The following is a 19,681-nucleotide window of genomic DNA, read 5'->3' as shown; positions in this document are numbered from 1 at the left end:
CCGAGGTAATCGGCTCGGCGCATTGGCGCGTCATCGGAACGACAGAGGACGCAACCGGGCAGATCGGGCAATAGGCCGGTGCCGTCACCATCGACGGCTTCATCATCCTGCCGGGCGGGTGAAGCATTGCAGCTGGCACTCGAGGACGTGGTGCCCCCTCAGGCATATTGCGCGAGGCCATGGCCGAGGGACCAATTGGCTTTCGCAACCTCAACCAGACTGACGAAGACGTCATCGGCCCGGATGCCGGGCTCTTGGCCGAGCAGTTCGGCGATCCGCCGGAACAGCGCCTTTTTCTGTTCCTTGCTGCGGGTGTCGTTGGCGGTGATCTGGATCAACACGAGATCGTCGCTGCGGGCGACACCGAGATAGGAGGCGCCATAGCGGAAATTTCCGGCCTCATGTTCCGTGATGGTCATGAACTGATCGTCCTCGGGCACGTCGAAGGTCTCGCGCATCGCGCGATAGAGGCCGTCGAAGATGGCTTGCCGGTAGGCCTCCGGCTTTCCAGCCCGCAACGAGATGTGTGTAAGCGGCATATCCGTTCTTCTCCATGATTTCCGTTCGAGATTAGCGGCCACCCCAACATTTTGATATTCTATGAAAGTGGATATCAATGATAACGATTGGAAATGATGGAACGCCCCCTCGACCTCGATGCCATCAGGGCCTTCGTCCATATTGCCGAGCTCGACAGCTTCACCCGGGCGGCGGAAGCCATGCAGACGACGCAGGCCGCCGTCAGCTTGAAGCTGAAGCGTCTCGAAATCAGGCTCGGCTGCCGGCTCGTTGAGCGGACACCTCGCTATGTGCAGCTCTCGGCCCAGGGCGCTACCTTCCTCGATCATGCCCGCGAGCTTCTCGAAGTGCATGACCGCGCGCTCGGCGTGTTTGCTGGGGCTCGTCAGCGCCTGACCATCGGCATCAGCGATCATGTCGCCGGGCCGGAACTGCCGGCGCTGATCGCGCGCATGAATGCGCAGGACCCGCAGCTCCTGATCGAGATCCGGATCGGCTCGTCCGGTGATCTGCTGCAAAGCTTCGACCGGCGGGAACTCGACACGGTGATCGTGCGCCTGCATGCCGGGCGAAGCGATGGCGAGATCATCACCGAGGAAAAGCTCGGCTGGTTCGCGGCGCCGGGCTGGCAGCACCGGGCGGACGAGCCTCTGCCGCTTGCGACATTGGCCGAACCCTGCGGCGTGCGGGTGATGGCCGGCCGGCTTCTCGACGCGGCCGGCATACGCTGGACGGAGATCTTCGTCGGCGGCGGTGTTGCGGCGGTAGCCGCCGCCGTCATGGCCGGACTCGGCGTCGCGGCGTTGGCGCCGCGCATGCTGCCCCTCGGTGCGGTCGAGGTGGGGCGCAGGCTCGGCCTTCCCGATTTGCCGCGCCTGCCCGTGCTGCTGCATAGCCGGGTTGGCAATGGCCGGCCACGCGAAGCACTTGCCGCTCTGTCCGCCGCCTTTCGGGCCGCGGTGCGCGGCTAATGCCCCAGGAAAAGCACGGAAGCATGAGTCGCTCTCCAAGAGTTAATTCTTTGAATTATATATTCATTCTAATTTACTGAAAAACTTAAGTATCTATGCCTTTCATGGGGTAGAGCGTAATGCCAACTCCCCGGCACCGGCAAACGGTATCGCCGCGAAACGGTTGATCGCTTGTCCGCTCGACAGTATCCCTCTTGTCGACAAGAGGATTCTGAAATGAAGAAAAAGTCAGAGGGCGGCCCGTCCACGGAGCGCAAGCGCGGTTCCGGCGTCAAGATGGTCTACGACCTCCTGCGCGACGAAATCCTCGATCTGGTGCTGCCACCCGGAAGCCCGATCGATGAGGTCCAATTGGCGGAGCGCTTCAAAATGTCCCGCACGCCAATCCGCGAGGCCCTGGTGCGACTCGCCGGCGAGGGATTGATCGACACCCTCCCCAATCGTTCGACCATGGTATCGAGCATCGATTTCCTCAACATGTCGCCCTTTTTCGATGCGTTGGTGCTGATGTATCGGGTGACGACACGGCTGGCAGCCGAGCATCATCGCCAGCAGGATCTGGACGCGATCCACGCCCGCCAGGCAGAATTTGCCGCGGCGGTCGAGGCCCAGGATGCCCTGGCGATGATCGCCACCAATGCCGCGTTCCATTCGGCCATCGCCGAAGCCGGCCGCAATCCCTATTTTGCCGGCCTGTTCCAGCGGTTGCTCGACGAGGGCCGGCGCTTCCTGCGCCTTTATTACCAATCCTTTGACGATCGGCTGCCGCAGCGCTTCGTCGACGAGCACGAAGACATGATCAATGCCGTCGTGGCGCGTGACGTCGACCTCGCCGAACGGCTGGCCAAGATCCACGCCGAGCAGATCGTCGAGCAAATTCGCAAGCTCCTGGTCCGCGACCGCCGTCTCGACATCGCGCTTTGAGGCGTTTTTCTCCAATTTTCCCGGCTCGCCGCGAAACGAAAAGAACAAGCGAAAACAATTCATTACGATAAGTATCGTTCATATAAGAGGGGTTTCGTATCTTTGCATGTCGATTTCTTGTCGACAAATAATATACAAACGCGTATGAAGACGTCGAAGGTGAGGAACCGGCGCCCTTGCGGTGCTACGATCAAGCCTATCCGACAGGCCAACAGAGGAACCCGAGATGAAGGCCAAGATTTTCTCCGGTGTCATCCCCGCGCTGATGACCCCGTGCAAGGCAGACCGCAGCCCGGATTTCGATGCTCTCGTGCGCAAGGGCAAGGAGCTCATCGCCGACGGCATGTCGGCCGTGGTCTATTGCGGCTCGATGGGTGACTGGCCGCTCCTTACCGACGCCCAGCGCATGGAAGGCGTCGAGCGTCTGGTCAAGGCCGGTATCCCGCTGATCGTCGGCACCGGCGCGGTCAATACCGCCTCGGCCGTGGCGCATGCTGCCCATGCCCAGAAAGTCGGCGCTCAGGGCCTGATGGTGATCCCACGTGTGTTGTCGCGCGGCTCGGTGGTCGCGGCCCAGAAGGATCATTTCAAGGCCATCCTCACCGCTGCACCCGATCTGCCGGCCGTGATCTACAACAGCCCCTATTATGGTTTCGCCACCCGTGCCGACCTGTTCTTCGCCCTCAGGGCCGAGCATTCCAACCTCGTCGGCTTCAAGGAGTTCGGCGGCCCGGCCGACATGCGCTATGCGGCCGAGAACATCACCAGCCGCGACGATGGCGTCTCGCTGATGATCGGCGTCGATACCGCCGTGTTCCATGGCTTCGTCAATTGCGGCGCCACCGGCGCGATCACCGGCATCGGCAATGTGCTGCCCAAGGAAGTGATCCATCTGTGCAAGCTGTCGCAGGCCGCCGCCGCCGGTGATGTCGACGCCCGCCAGCGCGCCCAGGAACTGGAGCAGGCCCTGGCCGTGCTCTCCTCCTTCGACGAAGGACCGGACCTCGTGCTCTTCTTCAAGCACATGATGGTGGTGAAGGGCGACAAGGAATACGCCCTCAACTTCAACGAAACCGATGTGCTGTCCGACAGTCAGCGCGGCTACGCCGAGACTCAGCTCAAGTTGTTCGACACGTGGTATGCGCAGTGGAGCCGCCTCCCCGGCGCCGTGCAGAAATGCGCCGCCTGACGGCATTGTCGAAAGCACCGAACTGAAAAAGGCCCTCCCATCCGGAGGGCCTTTTTGCTGCTGGCCGGCTCTACAATCGCAACGAGGCCGACAAGAACTCGATTTTGTCATGCCAGAGCTTGTCCCGGGCATCGAGATACTGCAACCCACCGAGATGGTGGCAGGATCACCGGGACAAGCCCGGTGATGACAAGAAGCGAAGGTTCCTGCGATCGGCCCGGTTCTAAAGAGCAGTCACCCAGCCAATACGAGGCCCCTCAGTCCACGGCGTCGAGGCCGAGGGCCAGCAGGCGGTCGAGCTGCTCTACCTCGGCCGCACTGAGGAGGATGCCTTCCGCCTGTGACTTGGAGCGCGCCACGAACCGGCGCTGGGACGGCAGCCTGGCGCCCTGCCCGACGATGGTTTCGAACAGAATCTCGGCGCGAGCGAAGGGATCTCCCGGGCGTCCGGCGGCGAATTTCTCGGGCGAGAAGGCAAGGATCAACTCGCCATGCGCCGGCGCCAGACTCGTGGTGCCCAGGGCTTCCAGTGCTTCGGGGCTGGTGAGATCCCCGATCATGATGCCGGCCAGGAGTTCGATCATGGTGCCGATCGCCGAGCCCTTGTGGCCGCCGAAGGGCAGCATCGCACCGGCAAGAGCCGCCACCGGATCCGTCGTCGGCTTGCCCTCGGCATCGATGGCCCAGCCCTCGGGCAATGGCTTGCCGGCCCGTCGATGCAGTTCGATCTCGCCGCGCGCCGCGACGGAGGTAGCGAAGTCGAAGACATAGGGCGGCTTGCCCTGGCGCGGCCAGCCGAAGCCGAAGGGGTTGGTGCCGAGCAAGGGCTTGTTGCCGCCGGTGGGCGCCACGGCCGAGTAGCTGGGGCACATCACGAGACCGGCGAGACCCTGCTCCGTCAAGGCCTCCACCTCGGGCCAGAGCGCCGAGAAATGGGTGCAGTCGTTGATCACCAGCGCGGCAAGCCCATAGGAACGCGCCCGCTCGACCAGCAAGGGAAGGCCGAGCTCGAAGGCCGGATTGGCGAAGCCGCCCTTCGCGTTGACCTTGACGATGGCCGAGGCGTCCTGAGCCGACAGTTCCGGCTCGGCGTCCGGCCGAACCTTGCCGGCCTTCACCGTGCGCAGCGCGCCCTCGATACGATAGATGCCGTGCGATTTGCAGGCGTCACGCTCGCCGGCGACGATCACCCGCGCCACAGCTCCGGCCTGCGCGGTATTGAAGCCGGCCTTGCGGAAGATCGCCTCCACCTGCTCGCTCAGTTCCCTCGTCGTCAAAAGACGGCTGTCAGTCATGGCATGCCTTTCCTGGTCGTTCGCGTTGCCGCTCGATATCACGGGTTGATAGAAAAAATACACGGTGTATACATATAATCGACAAGCGCGATGAAATTTCGCGTTTCCCCGCACGGCTCGGAAGGAATGGCATATGGGCTTCACTCCCACAGGCAAGCATCTTGTCGCAGGTGACTGGGTCGAAGGCGAAGGGTTCTTCGCATCGGCCCCCGCCCATGGGCCCACCCACCGGTTTTCGATCGGCACGAGCGCGCTGGTGAACCGGGCCTGCGAGGCGGCCGAGGACGCGTTCTGGCATTTCGGCTATGCCAAGCGATGGGAGCGCGCTGCCTTCCTGCGCCTGCTCGCCGAGGAGATCGAGGCGCGCGGCGAGGCGATCACCGAGATCGGCAGCCAGGAAACCGGCCTGCCTGCCGCACGCCTGCAGGGAGAGCGCGCCCGCACCACCGGCCAGCTCCGGCTCTTTGCCGATCATGTCGAGCTTGGCGGTTATCTCGACCGCCGCGTGGATGTGGCATTACCCGATCGCCAGCCCGCGCCGCGGCCCGAGATCCGCATGATGCAGCGCCCCATCGGCCCCGTCGCGGTGTTCGGTGCCTCCAACTTCCCCCTCGCCTTTTCCACTGCCGGCGGCGATACCGCCGCCGCGCTCGCGGCCGGCTGCCCTGTGGTGGTCAAAGGCCATTCGGCCCATCCGGGAACGGGCGAGATCGTGGCTGAGGCCATCGACGCCGCCATCCGCAGGAGCGGCATGCATCCGGGCGTGTTCTCCCTGATCCAGGGCAACAGCCGCGAGATCGGCCACGCCATCGTGCAGCATCCGTTGATCCAGGCCGTCGGCTTCACCGGCTCGCTCGCAGGTGGCCGCGCACTGTTCGATCTCTGCGCGGCCCGCCCGGAACCGATCCCCTTCTTCGGAGAGCTCGGATCCGTCAATCCGATGTTCCTGCTGCCCGAAGCCCTCAAGGCACGACCCGAGGCACTCGGCCAAGGCTGGGCAGCCTCCCTGACGATGGGGGCCGGCCAGTTCTGCACCAATCCCGGCATCGCTATCGTGATCGAGGGCCCCGACGCAGACCGCTTCACCACCGCTGCAACGGAAGCTCTCGGCAAGGTGGCGCCGCAGACCATGCTGTCGGACGGCATTGCCCGATCCTACCATGAAGGCCAGGCCCGCATGGCCGAACGCAACGCCGTCAGATCCGTGCTGGCGACGCCGATGTCCGGCCGCGAGGTCGCGCCCAGCCTGTTCGAAACGTCGAGCGATCGCTTCGTCGCCGACCACGCGCTCGGCGAAGAGGTGTTCGGGCCGCTCGGCCTCGTGGTGCGGGCATCGTCGCCGGAAGACATGGAGCGGCTGGCCCGCTCCTTCGAGGGGCAGTTGACCGCGACTCTTCATATGGAGCCGGCGGATCTTGCGGCCGCACGCCGCCTGCTGCCAATCCTCGAGCGCAAGGCCGGGCGCGTGCTCGTCAACGGCTTCCCCACCGGGGTGGAAGTCGTCGATGCCATGGTGCATGGCGGCCCCTATCCGGCCTCGACCAATTTCGGCGCGACCAGCGTCGGCACGCTGTCGATCCGCCGCTTCCTGCGCCCTGTTGCTTATCAGAACCTGCCGCAGGGCCTGCTGCCCGAGGATCTGGACGGCTGAGGGCAACGGCTGCAGCCCTCGATAGTAGCGGATCGCTACTATCCGCGAGGGGCACACTATTTCAAGCCTGATGATCCGAATTTAGGTGGGCCGCAGTCATAATTCGGTCCCGATAATGAGTATTTCATCAGTCGATTCACGCGGGGCCAGCGTCCACCATAATCATCCTCGGATGCCGGCTTTTGCTAATATGAATCTCATGAAGGCCCTTGCCTTCTTGGGCAATTGGACATCTCTCGGATAATTCAAATAATAGTCATATCCTGTATGTATGGCGCTGCCCTGCAATCTAATGAGTTGTCCTGCCGCAACGTCTTCATCGAGCAACGCCGAGAAAAACAGCCCAACGCCATGTCCATCGACGATGGCGCGCCGAAGTGCGTGAGAATCGGAGATTCGCTGCCCTCTGAAATTGTCAGGCATTTTCACATGGGCATTTTCGAACCACAGCCGCCAATGTTGCAAATCGAATTCGTAAAAGAGGGGTTGACCCAGAAGCTTGTTGGGATCGACCGGCACACCGATTTTTTCAATCAACGCCGGGCTGGCGACTGCCTCTAGGGATCCGTCAACCACCTTTATCTTCTCAACACCTGGCCACTCACCCGAGCCCCAGTTGATGCCTATATCGATGCCCTCCCTGCGGTGGTCGGAGGGATGATAAGAATGATGCAGCCGTAAATCAATTTCGGGGTGGACGGCCAAGAATTCCATGAGATGTGGAGTCAGCCATTGCGCGGAAAGATAGGGTGCCACGCTTATGGTGAGGATCTCCCTATCGCCGGTGTCGGTGATCTTATCAACGGTGCCGGCGATCGTTTCGAAGGCACGGTAGATGCCATCGAACAACAAGTCGCCTGCATCCGTCAGTGCATTCTTCGTTGACCGTCGCGATACCAGTTCTACCGCAAGTTCCCGCTCGAGATTCTTGATCTGACGACTAACTGCCGCTTGAGTAACACCCAATTCCTCTGCGGCTTTTGTAAAGCTGAACGTCCGAGCGACGACCTCGAAAGACCGAAGGGCGGTCAAGGATGGTAGCTTGCGTCCGCCCATAAACCATTACCTCAAGTTATGATGTAGTAAATTTAATCGTTTGATTTCAAACAAGATACCAACATTCTTAGCACCAATGTAATTTGGAGGGTAACAAAGTCCATGGGTAGTGAAGCGCAAAGGCACGCCGTAAAAAGTGCAGCCGAAATCCGCAAAGGAGACATGCCGATCTTGGCGCTGAGCGAAGAGGATGTTATGCGGCACCTTGACCCCCGCGAACTCCTTAGCCGCCTGTCGAGCGGATTTCAGGCTCTTGCACGAGGTGCCGTACAGTCTCCGCACCGGCCCGAGATCACGATTCCTGGAAAAGGATTTAGCTTGGCAATGCCCGCCTATATGGAGGGGATGAATATCGCGGTTAAGGTCGTAAATGTGTTCGAGGGAAACCTCGCAATCAACCTTCCGAACCATTTGGCTACGATCACCTTGTTTGATGCGCAGACCGGGGCGCCTGTATGCATCATGGACGGCACGTATATTACCGCGGTTCGAACTGCGGCATCGGCCGTTCTGTCAGTGGGCGCGCTTGCCCGCAAGAATGCTCGGGTCGCAACGATCATTGGGGCCGGAGTCCAAGGTCGCGAGCATTTGCTGCTACTGCCCTTGGTTGGTGATTTCACCGAGATCCGCATCGCCTCCCTTGAGTATGAAGATGCTGAAAAGCTCGCGCGCCTGAATCCAAAAGCCATTGCCGTCAGGGATGTCGAAGCAGCGGTCCGAACGTCGGATATAGTTTGCTTGGCAAGCCATTCCTACACACCGGTGATTGAGGCAGGGTGGGTACGTGCGGGGACGCATGTCACATCCGTTGGGTATGCGCCTCCGCACGGAGAATTGCCGGTCGAATTGTTGGAAAAGGCGAGCCTGTTTGTCGAAAGCCTTGAGGCTTTTGAGGCACCTCCCGTTGGTTGCGGCGAGCTTTGCGGGATTGATCCCGGCGTCGCGACAACGTTAGGTGACATGCTTTCGCGCTTGAAAAGCGGCAGGCAATTGGAAACGGACATTACCGTCTACAAAGCGATGGGCATCGCAATGGAAGACATGATAGCGGCCGATATCGCGTACAGACACGCAAAATCTAAGAAAATGGGTCAAGTTATTGTTCTATAGCGCAAATCTTTGTAGAACTTATCCATGTTTGCGGTATCGAAATTTCTTCGATCAGATACTATCCGTATTTCTTACCAAAAGACGACCCCAAATTATTGAGTCCGTCTTAAAACAATCCGAACTCAGTGCCGTCAAACGTGATCCCAAGCAAAGTCACTGCGCCCGAAATCTGAGTCGGAAATCCCGATAGACTCTGGTCCAAACGCGGATAATCCCGATCCGCCGCACTGATCATGCCCAAATGAGGGCATCTGTCATCTTCGGCATAGCCGAAGGTGTTGGGAGGAGATCAAGGGCCATTGCTGGCGCGCCTCGGATCCCGCTCCCGAGCGGAGCTTCTGAGAATAATGTCACCTGCGGTGGCACCGGGAGTAACAGATTGCGCCTTCGGACCATTGGCGAGAAGCGGTGTGGCGACGAGTGATGGGCACTCACGAGAATAACTTATGCCCACACATAAAATTCTTTTTGTATTCATGTTGTATTTTTAGTTGATTTCGCGCTCGAAAACGCAATAGTGGCCCCGCCGTGAAAAACACGGGCCAACGCAGGGAGAGAGCGTTAGAATGAGGAAATCGGTTGCCGCCTTCGGCCTCATGGCCGCCATCGCCATGGTCAGCCCCGCCAAGGCTGACAAGCTGGATGACATCATCGCTTCGGGAACGCTGCGCTGCGCTGTCGTGCTCGACTTCCCGCCCATGGGCGCGCGCGATGCCAACAACAACCCGATCGGCTTCGACGTCGATTACTGCAACGATCTCGCCAAGGCCCTCGGCGTGAAGGCCGAGATCGTCGAGACCCCCTTCCCCGAGCGCATCCCGGCCCTGATGTCCGGCCGCGTCGATGTCGGCGTCGCCTCGACCTCCGACACGCTGGAGCGTGCCAAGACCGTCGGCATGACCATCCCCTACTTCGCCTTCGAAATGGCGGTGACCGCCAATGAAAAGTCTGGCGTCAAGTCCTTCGAGGACATGAAGGGCAAGGTCGTCGGCGCGACCGCCGGCACCTATGAAGCCATCGCGCTGGAAAAGCAGGTCAAGGCCTGGGGCAGCGGCGAATTCCGTCCCTACCAGACCCAGGCCGACGTCTTCCTCGCCTTGAGCCAGGGCCAGCTCGACGCCACCGTCTCGACCTCGACGGTCGCACAGGCCAATGTGAAGACCGGCAAGTTCCCCGGCATCGCCGTGGTCGGCAAGGCGCCCTTCGACATCGACTATGTGGCGCTGTTCACCAATCGCGACGAATACGGCCTGATCAACTATCTCAACCTGTTCATCAACCAGCAGGTTCGCACCGGCCGCTACGCCGAGCTCTACAAGAAGTGGGTCGACGACCACGTTCCCAATCTCACCGTCAACGGTTCCTATCGCTGACCTGACCGTTTCACCGGCGGCGCGCTGGCAAGCTTCGCGCCGCCGATCCTACTCGAGAGGTGAAACGGCATGTTCAAATATGCCTTCCATTGGAACCAGGCGCTGAAGGCGCTGCCGCAGTTGCTCGAAGGCGCCCTGGTCACCCTGCAGATCGCGCTCCTGTCGATGGCGATCGGCCTGGCCATCGCCATCGTCCTCACCTTGTTCCGCCTGTCCGGCAATCGCCTGCTCAGCGGTTTCGCCTCGGCCTGGGTCGAGGTGGCGCGCAATACGCCGGCGCTGTTCCAGATCTACATGGCCCATTTCGGCCTCGGCAATTTCGGCATCCATCTGACGCCGTTCACCGCGCTGCTCGTCGGTATCGCCTTCAACAATGCGGGTTATCTGGCCGAGAATTTCCGCGGCGCCCTCAAGGCCATTCCCGACACCCAGGCCCGTGCCGGCCGCTCGCTCGGCATGACCTCGCTGCAGGCCTTCCGCATGATCGTGGTACCGCAGATGCTGCGCGTCGCCTTCCTGCCCGCCACCAACCAGATGGTCTGGGCCATCCTGATGACCTCGCTCGGCGTCACCGTGGGCATGAATACCGATCTCGCCGGTGTCACGCAGGAGCTGAATGCGCGCTCCTTCCGCACCTTCGAATTCTTCGCGCTCGCCGCGGTGATCTACTATTTGATCGCCAAGGCCGTCACTTTGGCTGCCCGGGCGATTGCCTGGCGCATGTTCCGGTATTGAGAGGGCTGATCATGTTCAACACCGCCCTTACCTGGAGCGATTTCGCCTTCCTCGCCCAAGGCGCCGGGATGACGCTGGCGGTGACGGCGGTCTCCGTCGCGGCCGGTACCGTTCTCGGCATCCTCTTCGGCGTGATCCGCGTCCAGCTCGGCCCCTATTGGTCGGTGCCGCTGACCTTCCTGCTCGACATCTTCCGCTCGGTCCCGCTGCTGATCCAGCTCGTGCTGGCCAATGCCTTCCAGTCCATCGCGCGACTGGGCTGGCCGCCCTTCACCACCTCCTGCGTGGTGTTGAGCTTGTATACGGCCGCCTACTGCACCGAGATCGTGCGCGGCGGCATCGGCTCGGTACCGACAACCACCCGCCGGGCCGCCCGCTCGCTCGGCATGAGCTGGTGGCAGGACATGCGCTATATCGTGGCCCCGCTGGCGATACGCGTCTCGCTGCCCTCCTGGATCGGTCTCACGCTCGGTGTGATGAAGGATTCCGCTTTGGTGCTCTGGCTCGGCCTGATCGAGCTCCTGCGCGCCTCGCAGATCCTGGTCACCCGCCTGCAGGAGCCCTTGTTCATCCTGATGATCTGCGGCGCCATCTATTTCCTCATCAGCTTCCCCATCGCCCGGCTGGGCGGCTATCTCGAAAGACGGTGGTCCCCCCATGATTGAGATCCAGAACGTCCGTAAATCCTTTTCCGCTCTCGAAGTGCTGAAGGGCATCAACCTCACCGTCGACAAGGGCGAAGTGGTCAGCATCATCGGCGGATCCGGCTCGGGCAAATCGACGCTGTTGACCTGCATCAACGGACTGGAGCCGATCAATTCGGGCAGGATCACCATCGACGGCACCGAGGTCCACGCCAAGAGCACCGACCTCAACAAGCTGCGCCGGAAGGTCGGCATCGTCTTCCAGCAATGGAACGCCTTTCCGCATCTGACCGTCCTGGAAAACGTGATGCTTGCCCCGCGCAAGGTGCTCGGCATGGCCAAGGCCAAGGCGGAGGAGATCGCAGTCAGGCAGCTCTCCCATGTCGGGCTTGGCGAGAAACTCTCCGTCTATCCCAGCCGCATGTCGGGCGGCCAGCAGCAGCGCATGGCGATCGCCCGGGCCCTTGCGATGTCGCCCGAATATATGCTGTTTGACGAGGTGACATCAGCGCTCGACCCGATGCTCGTCGGCGAAGTGCTCGATACGCTCAAGATGCTGGCAGAAGAGGGCATGACGATGATCTGCGTCACCCACGAAATGGCGTTCGCCCGTGATGTCTCCAAGCGGGTGGCCTTCTTCCACCAGGGTGTGATGGCGGAGATCGGCACGCCGGACCAGCTCTTCGGTGCGCCACAGAACCCCGAAACCCAGAAATTCCTGGCGAGCGTGCGGTGAGTTCCGATCTCGATGTCATCGTCATCGGTGCCGGCGTGGTGGGCCTGTCCTGCGCCATCGCCGCCAAGGCGCGCGGGCTCTCGGTCGCGGTACTGGACCGGGAAGGCCCGGCAGCCGGCGCTTCGGCGGGCAATGCGGGGGCCTTCGCCTTTACTGACATCCTGCCGCTCGCCTCGCCCGGCATCCTGAAGAAGGCGCCGAAATGGCTGCTGGATCCGCTGGGCCCCCTGAGCGTGCCGCCGGCCTATGCGCTGCAGATCGCGCCCTGGATGTTCCGCTTCTGGCGGGCCTGCTCGGCGTCACACGTGGCGCATTCGACCGCTGCGCAGACCGCCTTGATGGATCTGTCCAAAGCCGAGCTCGAGCCCTTCCTCACCCAGACCAGCACACTGCCGATGCTGCGCAAGGAAGGCAATCTGCAGGTCTATGAGAGCAAGGCGGAACTCGAAGCCTCGCTGCCGGGCTGGGCCGTTCGGCAGGCGCACGGTATCGAATTCCGTCATCTCGATGCCGCCGGCATGGCCGAAATCCAGCCCGGGCTGGCCCCACGTTTCACCCATGGCACCTTCACGCCCGGTTGGTACTCCATCGCCGATCCCAAGCTCTATACCCTGGCGCTGGCCGACCATCTGCGCGCCAGCGGCGGGCTGATCGAGCGGGTGGAGGTCAAGGCGCTGCGCCCCCACGAAAACGGCGTCGAGATCCTTGGTGCCGACGGCAGCGTGCGGCGAGCCGCCAAGGTGGTACTCGCGGCCGGCGCCTTCTCGCACCGGATCGTCCGGACCATTGGCGAGATCATTCCGCTGGAAACCGAGCGCGGCTACAACACCACTTTGCCGCCCGATGCCCTCGATTTACGTACCCAGATCACCTTCGGCGGCCACGGCTTCGTGGTCTCGCGCCTGTCGACCGGCATTCGCGTTGGCGGCGCCGTGGAACTCGGTGGCCTGGAGCTCAAGCCGAATTTCCGTCGTTCCGAGGCCATGCTGAAGAAGGCGCAGGCCTTCCTGCCCGCTTTGAAGCCGGAAGGTGGCGTGCAGTGGATGGGGTTCCGCCCTTCCCTGCCCGACAGCCTGCCCGCCATCGGCCGTGCCCGCGCCACGCCGCGCGTGATCCACGCCTTCGGTCACGGCCATCTCGGCCTGACCCAGTCGGCCGGTACGGCGCGGATCGTCGCCGATCTTCTCACCGGCCATAAGCCCGCCATCGATATCGCTTCTTTCTCGCCTCAGCGTTTCTGACGAAAAGGTCCTGCCATGGCCAACCATACGTTCTCATGCATCGACGGCCACACTTGCGGCAATCCCGTTCGCCTGGTGTCGGGCGGCGGCCCACGCCTGGAAGGCGCGACCATGCTGGAAAAGCGCGCCCACTTCCTGCGTGAATTCGACTGGATCCGCACCGGCCTGATGTATGAGCCCCGCGGCCACGACATGATGTCGGGCTCGATCCTCTATCCGCCGACGCGGCCGGACTGTGACGTTGCCGTGCTGTTCATCGAGACCTCCGGCTGCCTGCCGATGTGTGGCCATGGCACCATCGGCACCATCACCATGGGGATCGAGCACGGCCTGATCACCCCGCGCGAACCCGGCAAGCTCTCGATCGACGCCCCCGCCGGCAAGGTCGACATCACCTACCGCCAGGAGGGCCGCTTCGTGGAGGAGGTTCGCCTCACCAACGTGCCCGGCTTCCTCCACGCGGAAGGCCTGACGGCCGAGGTCGAGGGGCTGGGCGAGATCGTGGTCGACGTCGCCTATGGCGGCAATTTCTATGCCATCGTCGAGCCGCAGAAGAACTTCCGCGACATGGCCGACCATACCGCCGGCGAATTGGTGGGCTGGAGCCCGAAACTGCGCGCCGCGCTCAACGCCAAATATGAGTTCGTCCACCCCGAGCATCCTGAGATCCAGGGCCTCAGCCATATCCAGTGGACGGGCAAGCCCACGCAGGCAGGCGCGCATGCCCGCAATGCCGTGTTCTACGGTGAGAAGGCCATCGATCGCTCGCCATGCGGCACCGGCACCTCGGCCCGTATGGCCCAGCTCGCCGCCAAGGGCGAGCTGAAGGTCGGCGACGAATTCGTGCATGAATCGATCATCGGCTCGCTGTTCAAGGGGCGGGTCGAGGCGGCAACCGAAGTTGCCGGCCGCGCGGCGATCATCCCCTCCATCGCAGGCTGGGCGCGCATGACCGGCATCAACACCATCTTCATCGACGATCGCGACCCCTTCGCCCATGGTTTTGTGGTCAAGTGAACTGGTTTCGTGGTGAAATGAATACCGCCTTATCCGCGCGCAGCATCCTTGCCGGCTCCGCCCACGGGCCTGTCATCGCCAGCGAGGAAGCGCTCAGCTTTTGGGGCGGTGTCGATCCCGCCACCGGGCGGGTGATTGACGTGCACCATCCCCTGCACGGAACCTGCCTCACGGGTGGCATCCTGATGATGCCGTCGAGCCGGGGCTCGTGCACGGGTTCGGGCGTGCTGCTCGACCTCGTCCTCAACGGGCGGGCGCCAGCGGCGCTGGTGTTCTCGGAACCCGAGGACGTGCTGACCCTGGGTGCGCTGATTGCCGCCGAACTCTTCGGCAGGCCCCTGCCCGTGTTGCGCCTGGCGCCGGAGGCTTTCGCGGCCTTGGCACGGGCAAAGTCCGCACGCATCGACGATACAGGCATCGAGGCCGAGGGTCTCACTTTGTCTCTCGCGCCCCCGGCTCTTGCCACGCTCGACCTCACCGATATCGACCGTTCCATGCTCGATGGACGCGACGGACCGGCGATACAGCAGGCCATGCGCATCATCTGCGCCATGGCCGCCCAGCAGGGCGCCCAGGGGCTTGTGGACGTCACCCAGGCCCATATCGACGGCTGCATCTATGCCAGCCCCGCCAACCTGACCTTTGCCAAGAAGATGGCCGAGATGGGCGCCCGTGTCCGCGTGCCCACCACGATGAACGCGATTTCGGTCGATCATGCCCACTGGCGGGAACAGGGCGTGCCGCCCTCCTTCGGCGCCCCCGCCGCGAGCCTCGCCGATGCCTATGTCCGCATGGGCTGCCGACCGACCTTCACCTGTTCGCCCTATCTGCTCGACAGCGCCCCCAATGCCGGCGAAACCATCGCCTGGGCCGAGTCCAATGCGGTGATCTTCGCCAACACCGTGCTCGGCGCGCGAACGGCCAAGCATCCCGACTTCCTCGACCTCTGCATCGCGGTGACGGGACGGGCTCCCCTGTCGGGTGTCTATCTCGATCGGCACCGCAAAGCCCGCCGCGTCCTTGACGTCGAACTGCCCGGAGATGTGGACGATGCCTTCTGGCCGCTGATCGGCTATCTCGCCGGCCGCGCCGCGCCCGAACGCATCCCGCTCCTGCGCGGCATTGCCACGGCCCGTCCTTCGCGGGACGACCTCAAGGCGCTCTGCGCCGCCTTCGGCACCACCTCGGCCGCGCCGATGCTGCATGTCGAAGGGGTCACGCCAGAGGCTGGCGGTGCCGTGGCCGATGACGCCGACCATGCCGTCATCACCCGCGCCGACATGGCTGCAGCCTGGCAGCGCCTCAACGAAGGGCCGGAACAGGTAGAACTCGTCGCAATCGGCAGCCCGCATGCGTCGCTCGACGAATGCCGCAACCTTGCCGAGGCGCTGGCAGGCCGCAGGTGTCTTGCGGATGTCGCCGTCATCGTCACCGCCGGACAGCAGGTCATCCGCGAAGCACAAAGCGATGGCACGCTTGCACGCCTGCAGGAGAGCGGCGTGCAGGTATTGCCGGACCTGTGCTGGTGTTCGATTTCCGAACCGGTCTTCCCGACGCGGACCCGCGCCGTGATGACGAATTCGGGCAAATACGCCCATTACGGTCCTGGCCTGTCCGGCCGCACCGTGCGCCTGGGCAACCTTGCCGATTGCGTGGCCGCAGCCTTGACCGGCCATGCCCCGCGCCGTTTGCCGACCTGGCTTTCCTGAGGAATTCCCATGCGCAGCACCAAGACCATCCATGTGATCTCGGCCCATGCCGAGGGTGAGGTCGGCGACGTCATCGTCGGCGGCGTCACCCCGCCGCCCGGCGACACCATCTGGGAACAGAGCCGCTGGATCGCCCGCGACCAGACCCTGCGCAACTTCGTCCTGAACGAGCCGCGTGGGGGCGTGTTCCGCCATGTCAACCTGCTGGTGCCGCCCAAGCACCCCGAAGCGGATGCGGCCTTCATCATCATGGAGCCGGAAGACACCCCGCCGATGTCCGGCTCGAACTCGATCTGCGTCTCGACCGTGCTGCTCGACAGCGGCATCCTGCCGATGCACGAGCCGGTGACGGAGATCACCCTGGAAGCGCCCGGCGGGCTCGTTCGCGTTCGCGCAGAGTGTCGGAACGGCAAGGCCGAACGCATTTTCGTACGCAACCTTCCGAGCTTCGCTGACAAGCTTGATGCAAAGCTTGAAGTCGAGGGGCTGGGCACGCTTACCGTTGACACCGCCTATGGCGGCGACAGTTTCGTCATCGTCGACGCCGCCGCCCTGGGCTTTTCGCTCAAGCCCGATGAGGCGCATGACATCGCCACGCTCGGCGTGCGCATCACCAATGCCGCCAATGCGGCGCTCGGCTTCCACCATCCTGAAAATCCCGATTGGCAGCATTTTTCCTTCTGCCTGTTCGCCGGTGCCGTCGAGCGTACGGCCGAGGGCCTGCGCGCCGGGGCGGCGGTGGCGATCCAGCCCGGCAAGGTCGACCGTTCGCCGACGGGCACGGCGCTGTCGGCCCGCATGGCCGTGCTGCACGCACGCAGGCAGATGACCATGGAAGACAGCCTGACCGCGGTTTCGGTAATCGGCTCGACCTTCACGGGCCGCATCGTCGGCACCACCGAGGTCGGCGGCCGTCCGGCAGTGCTGCCCGAGATTTCCGGGAGGGCCTGGATTACCGGCACCCACCAGCACATGCTCGACCCTTCGGATCCCTGGCCCGAAGGCTACAAGCTGAGCGACACCTGGGGCGCACGCTGAAGCGCTTGCCCGCTTCAGCATTGGACACCGTCATTGACCCGAGACTTCCCACCTGTATCGTCGGCTATCGATATCGATTTTCGGCGATACAGGTGTTTTCGAAATGATGGCGGCCCGCGCAGCAAGACGTCTCGGCCGGCCGGTTTTGCCCCGCCCCGTCTCCACCATGCAGCTCCGCGCGAGGCCTGCGATATCCACTCGATCCGCCGCTATCCGTTTGGAGGTCGGTCATGGATGGGCGTAGGCAAGCCCGTTCCCATGTCGAGCCAGCCAATGGTTCGCCGCTCGAGGTCTTTGGCATCTTCCTCAAGCTCGGACTGACCTCCTTCGGCGGACCGATTGCCCATCTCGGCTATTTCCGCGACGAATTGGTGGTGCGGCGCCAGTGGATCGGCGAGGCCGCCTATGCCGACCTCGTAGCGCTCTGCCAGTTCCTGCCGGGCCCTGCTTCCAGCCAAGTCGGTTTCTGCCTCGGAGTCTTGCGTGGCGGGGGATTGCTGGGCGGCCTTGCAGCTTGGCTGGCCTTCACCCTGCCTTCGGCCATTATCCTTATGGCATTCGCTCTCGGCGCATCGGCCCTTGCCGGCCCCCTGGCTGCAGGTGTGCTACACGGCCTGAAGCTGGTGGCGGTCGCGGTCGTCGCTCAGGCGATCTGGGGCATGGCCAAGACCCTCACGCCGGACAGGGAACGCGCCGCCATCGCCCTGGCGGCTGTTGCCCTGACCGTCCTGACGGCAGGCTGGTTCGGCCAGATCGGTGCCATCGCCATCGGCGCGCTTGCCGGGCTCTGGCTCTGCCGCGCTGAACGGAACGCCCCGGTCGGCCGTCTCGGCTTTGCCGTATCGCGGCGCAAAGGTGCCATCGCCCTGGCCCTGTTCGCGGCATTCTTCGTCATTCCCGCCCTCCTCACGGCTGCGACCGGCCCGGACACGATCTTCTCCGGCGTGATCGCTCTGTTCAATGCCTTCTACCGCTCGGGGGCGCTGGTCTTCGGCGGTGGTCATGTCGTCCTGCCGCTGCTGCAGGCAGAGGTGGTTGCGCCAGGCTGGGTCAGCAACGAGACCTTCCTCGCCGGTTACGGCGTGGCCCAGGCTGTGCCAGGCCCCCTCTTCACCTTTGCCGCCTATCTCGGTGCCATCATGACACCAATGCCCAACGGCATTGCCGGTGCGCTGATCGCGCTGGTCGCCGTCTTCGCGCCGGGCCTCCTCATGGTTTACGGCATACTGCCCTTCTGGGATGCGTTGCGGCTGCGGCCGGCGGCCCAGGCAGCCATGCGCGGGGCCAATGCTGCCGTCGTCGGCATCCTCGCTGCGGCGCTCTACAGCCCCGTCTGGACCAGTGCCATCCTCTCGCCGCGAGACTTTGCGCTGGCGCTGGCCGGCTTCCTGCTGCTGACGGTGTGGAAAGCCCCACCCTGGATCGTCGTCGGCCTGCTCGCCGCCGGTGGGATTGCCCTTCGCCTGAATTGAGCGCCGAAGTCGGCCATACCTCATATACAGGTCATAGGATCAATCGTTTTACAGTACATTTTGACAATTTGTCTGATCAAATCCGATCGATATTTTAAAAGATACAGTTGTCAATCGCTTCAGTGCAGTGTTTTATTGAGGCAAGAGCGGGTTAGTCCGCCACAACAATCCGGCGCAGAGGGGCAGGCAATGACATCGGCCCTCGATTTGTTCAAAGCCGTCAAGTTGGATACGGGCCTGTCCGAGACATCTCAGATTCATGAACTGTTGCGCAGTGCCATCATCGCGATGGCAATGGCACCGGGGGAGGCCATTCAGGAAGAAGAGATCTGCGCCCGTTTATCGATTTCCCGCCCGCCGCTCAGGGATGCAATCCAGCAATTGGCAGGCGAACGGTTCGTCATTATCGAGCCCGATGGCCAGGCGCTCGTTGCCGCGATCGACATCGACGAAGTGCTGACCGGCCAGATCGTCCGGGAAACGCTGGAAGTCCGGATAACGCGCCTCGCGGCCCGGCACTTCGTCCCGGCCCTGGCCAAGGATTTCGAGCATTCTCTGGCCCTGCAGGGCGAAGCCGCCGCACGGCACGATACCGATGCATTCTTCGCTCTCGACAACGCCTTCCACAAGCTGATCTGCGAAGTCTCAGGCGTCGGCAACAGTTGGCGCACACTCCGTGCCGCAACGGGACAGCTCGACCGCGTCAGGCTGCTCGCCTTTGCCTTCGAAAACAGTTTCGACGTCGTGATCGCCGAACATGGCGCGATTTACCAAGGCTTGAGAACCGGAAGCGAGCAGGCCGCTGTCACGGCACTTCAATTCCAGCTCGACAGCATGTTCGAAAACCTCCGCCTATTGCGAAAGCAGCGTCCGGCTCTATTTGCCGATTACGGCGATATCAATTTCGACATGATCCGTTAGGGTGCAGCACGCGAGCCGTCCCGAGCGCCTGTTCCGGGAAAGCGTTGACTTGCCACCCGCCTCGCTATCCGCCCCGGCGC

The 19,681-nt window shown here is 62.9% G+C and carries 18 protein-coding genes; 15 read left to right on the top strand and 3 right to left on the bottom strand.

Features of this window, described 5'->3' with window-relative positions; translation table 11 throughout:
* Positions 1-158: 158 nt before the first annotated feature.
* Complete coding sequence (locus ACR9ZN_RS02705; RefSeq protein WP_441770802.1) at positions 159-539, bottom strand: tautomerase family protein; 381 nt, start codon at positions 537-539, stop codon at positions 159-161.
* A gap of 93 nt (positions 540-632) precedes the next feature.
* On the opposite strand from ACR9ZN_RS02705, the gene ACR9ZN_RS02700 reads away from it, so the two are divergent.
* The 3 genes from ACR9ZN_RS02700 (at position 633) to ACR9ZN_RS02690 (ending at position 3,603) form a co-directional block, all read left to right on the top strand.
* Positions 633-1,490: a LysR family transcriptional regulator gene (locus tag ACR9ZN_RS02700; protein ID WP_481271291.1), complete on the top strand. Its 858-nt coding sequence runs from the start codon at positions 633-635 to the stop codon at positions 1,488-1,490.
* A gap of 216 nt (positions 1,491-1,706) precedes the next feature.
* Complete coding sequence (locus ACR9ZN_RS02695) at positions 1,707-2,414, top strand: GntR family transcriptional regulator (RefSeq protein WP_434960870.1); 708 nt, start codon at positions 1,707-1,709, stop codon at positions 2,412-2,414.
* Between the two features lie 226 nt (positions 2,415-2,640).
* Positions 2,641-3,603: a dihydrodipicolinate synthase family protein gene (locus ACR9ZN_RS02690; protein WP_441770803.1), complete on the top strand. Its 963-nt coding sequence runs from the start codon at positions 2,641-2,643 to the stop codon at positions 3,601-3,603.
* 257 nt (positions 3,604-3,860) lie between these two features.
* Here the strand turns inward: ACR9ZN_RS02690 and ACR9ZN_RS02685 are convergent, their stop codons facing one another.
* Positions 3,861-4,898, bottom strand: coding sequence for an Ldh family oxidoreductase (locus ACR9ZN_RS02685; protein ID WP_441770804.1), 1,038 nt, complete (start codon positions 4,896-4,898; stop codon positions 3,861-3,863).
* 133 nt (positions 4,899-5,031) lie between these two features.
* Between ACR9ZN_RS02685 and ACR9ZN_RS02680 the strand changes: the two genes are divergently transcribed.
* Positions 5,032-6,549 (top strand): aldehyde dehydrogenase (NADP(+)), encoded by a 1,518-nt coding sequence (locus ACR9ZN_RS02680; RefSeq protein WP_454818080.1) that lies wholly within the window; start codon positions 5,032-5,034, stop codon positions 6,547-6,549.
* A 162-nt stretch (positions 6,550-6,711) separates the two neighbouring features.
* On the opposite strand, the gene ACR9ZN_RS02675 is transcribed toward ACR9ZN_RS02680, so the two are convergent.
* A complete protein-coding gene (locus tag ACR9ZN_RS02675; RefSeq protein WP_481271290.1) occupies positions 6,712-7,605 on the bottom strand; it encodes a LysR substrate-binding domain-containing protein in 894 nt (297 codons plus the stop codon).
* 102 nt (positions 7,606-7,707) lie between these two features.
* Here ACR9ZN_RS02675 and ACR9ZN_RS02670 point away from each other — a divergent pair, with 102 nt between their 5' ends.
* From ACR9ZN_RS02670 to ACR9ZN_RS02620, 11 genes are all read left to right on the top strand, one after another.
* Positions 7,708-8,715, top strand: a complete 1,008-nt coding sequence (locus ACR9ZN_RS02670) for an ornithine cyclodeaminase family protein (protein ID WP_454818084.1) — start codon at positions 7,708-7,710, stop codon at positions 8,713-8,715.
* A gap of 566 nt (positions 8,716-9,281) precedes the next feature.
* Complete coding sequence (locus ACR9ZN_RS02665) at positions 9,282-10,088, top strand: ABC transporter substrate-binding protein (RefSeq protein WP_434960876.1); 807 nt, start codon at positions 9,282-9,284, stop codon at positions 10,086-10,088.
* A 69-nt stretch (positions 10,089-10,157) separates the two neighbouring features.
* Positions 10,158-10,823: an amino acid ABC transporter permease gene (locus ACR9ZN_RS02660; protein ID WP_454818086.1), complete on the top strand. Its 666-nt coding sequence runs from the start codon at positions 10,158-10,160 to the stop codon at positions 10,821-10,823.
* Positions 10,824-10,834: 11 nt separating this feature from the next.
* Positions 10,835-11,488 (top strand): amino acid ABC transporter permease, encoded by a 654-nt coding sequence (locus ACR9ZN_RS02655; protein WP_434960878.1) that lies wholly within the window; start codon positions 10,835-10,837, stop codon positions 11,486-11,488.
* A complete protein-coding gene (locus ACR9ZN_RS02650; RefSeq protein WP_434960879.1) occupies positions 11,481-12,203 on the top strand; it encodes an amino acid ABC transporter ATP-binding protein in 723 nt (240 codons plus the stop codon). The genes ACR9ZN_RS02655 and ACR9ZN_RS02650 overlap by 8 nt, the downstream gene beginning before the upstream one ends.
* Positions 12,200-13,444: an NAD(P)/FAD-dependent oxidoreductase gene (locus ACR9ZN_RS02645; protein ID WP_481271289.1), complete on the top strand. Its 1,245-nt coding sequence runs from the start codon at positions 12,200-12,202 to the stop codon at positions 13,442-13,444. The genes ACR9ZN_RS02650 and ACR9ZN_RS02645 overlap by 4 nt, the downstream gene beginning before the upstream one ends.
* A gap of 15 nt (positions 13,445-13,459) precedes the next feature.
* The gene (locus ACR9ZN_RS02640) at positions 13,460-14,461 is read left to right on the top strand and encodes a 4-hydroxyproline epimerase (protein WP_454818091.1); all 1,002 of its coding nucleotides are present in this window, start codon (positions 13,460-13,462) and stop codon (positions 14,459-14,461) included.
* 17 nt (positions 14,462-14,478) lie between these two features.
* Positions 14,479-16,170 (top strand): cis-3-hydroxy-L-proline dehydratase, encoded by a 1,692-nt coding sequence (gene lhpI, locus ACR9ZN_RS02635; protein ID WP_481271288.1) that lies wholly within the window; start codon positions 14,479-14,481, stop codon positions 16,168-16,170.
* 9 nt (positions 16,171-16,179) lie between these two features.
* Entirely contained in the window at positions 16,180-17,208 is a 1,029-nt protein-coding gene (locus ACR9ZN_RS02630) for a trans-3-hydroxy-L-proline dehydratase (RefSeq protein WP_454818095.1), read from the top strand.
* A gap of 230 nt (positions 17,209-17,438) precedes the next feature.
* Entirely contained in the window at positions 17,439-18,680 is a 1,242-nt protein-coding gene (gene chrA / locus ACR9ZN_RS02625; RefSeq protein WP_454818097.1) for a chromate efflux transporter, read from the top strand.
* A gap of 60 nt (positions 18,681-18,740) precedes the next feature.
* Positions 18,741-19,601, top strand: a complete 861-nt coding sequence (locus tag ACR9ZN_RS02620; RefSeq protein ID WP_481271287.1) for a GntR family transcriptional regulator — start codon at positions 18,741-18,743, stop codon at positions 19,599-19,601.
* Positions 19,602-19,681: the final 80 nt, after the last annotated feature.

The organism is Labrys sp. HAY1-8F (genome assembly GCF_056754975.1).
This window is presented reverse-complemented; position numbering and strand designations above follow the sequence as displayed.

What these genes read in the sequence shown, in the direction of transcription:
- ACR9ZN_RS02705 (WP_441770802.1), bottom strand. Translation starts at nt 539, where the DNA reads ATGCCGCTTACACACATCTCGTTGCGGGCTGGAAAGCCGGAGGCCTAC.
- ACR9ZN_RS02700 (WP_481271291.1), top strand. Translation starts at nt 633, where the DNA reads ATGATGGAACGCCCCCTCGACCTCGATGCCATCAGGGCCTTCGTCCAT.
- ACR9ZN_RS02695 (WP_434960870.1), top strand. Translation starts at nt 1,707, where the DNA reads ATGAAGAAAAAGTCAGAGGGCGGCCCGTCCACGGAGCGCAAGCGCGGT.
- ACR9ZN_RS02690 (WP_441770803.1), top strand. Translation starts at nt 2,641, where the DNA reads ATGAAGGCCAAGATTTTCTCCGGTGTCATCCCCGCGCTGATGACCCCG.
- ACR9ZN_RS02685 (WP_441770804.1), bottom strand. Translation starts at nt 4,898, where the DNA reads ATGACTGACAGCCGTCTTTTGACGACGAGGGAACTGAGCGAGCAGGTG.
- ACR9ZN_RS02680 (WP_454818080.1), top strand. Translation starts at nt 5,032, where the DNA reads ATGGGCTTCACTCCCACAGGCAAGCATCTTGTCGCAGGTGACTGGGTC.
- ACR9ZN_RS02675 (WP_481271290.1), bottom strand. Translation starts at nt 7,605, where the DNA reads ATGGGCGGACGCAAGCTACCATCCTTGACCGCCCTTCGGTCTTTCGAG.
- ACR9ZN_RS02670 (WP_454818084.1), top strand. Translation starts at nt 7,708, where the DNA reads ATGGGTAGTGAAGCGCAAAGGCACGCCGTAAAAAGTGCAGCCGAAATC.
- ACR9ZN_RS02665 (WP_434960876.1), top strand. Translation starts at nt 9,282, where the DNA reads ATGAGGAAATCGGTTGCCGCCTTCGGCCTCATGGCCGCCATCGCCATG.
- ACR9ZN_RS02660 (WP_454818086.1), top strand. Translation starts at nt 10,158, where the DNA reads ATGTTCAAATATGCCTTCCATTGGAACCAGGCGCTGAAGGCGCTGCCG.
- ACR9ZN_RS02655 (WP_434960878.1), top strand. Translation starts at nt 10,835, where the DNA reads ATGTTCAACACCGCCCTTACCTGGAGCGATTTCGCCTTCCTCGCCCAA.
- ACR9ZN_RS02650 (WP_434960879.1), top strand. Translation starts at nt 11,481, where the DNA reads ATGATTGAGATCCAGAACGTCCGTAAATCCTTTTCCGCTCTCGAAGTG.
- ACR9ZN_RS02640 (WP_454818091.1), top strand. Translation starts at nt 13,460, where the DNA reads ATGGCCAACCATACGTTCTCATGCATCGACGGCCACACTTGCGGCAAT.
- lhpI (WP_481271288.1), top strand. Translation starts at nt 14,479, where the DNA reads ATGAATACCGCCTTATCCGCGCGCAGCATCCTTGCCGGCTCCGCCCAC.
- ACR9ZN_RS02630 (WP_454818095.1), top strand. Translation starts at nt 16,180, where the DNA reads ATGCGCAGCACCAAGACCATCCATGTGATCTCGGCCCATGCCGAGGGT.
- chrA (WP_454818097.1), top strand. Translation starts at nt 17,439, where the DNA reads ATGGATGGGCGTAGGCAAGCCCGTTCCCATGTCGAGCCAGCCAATGGT.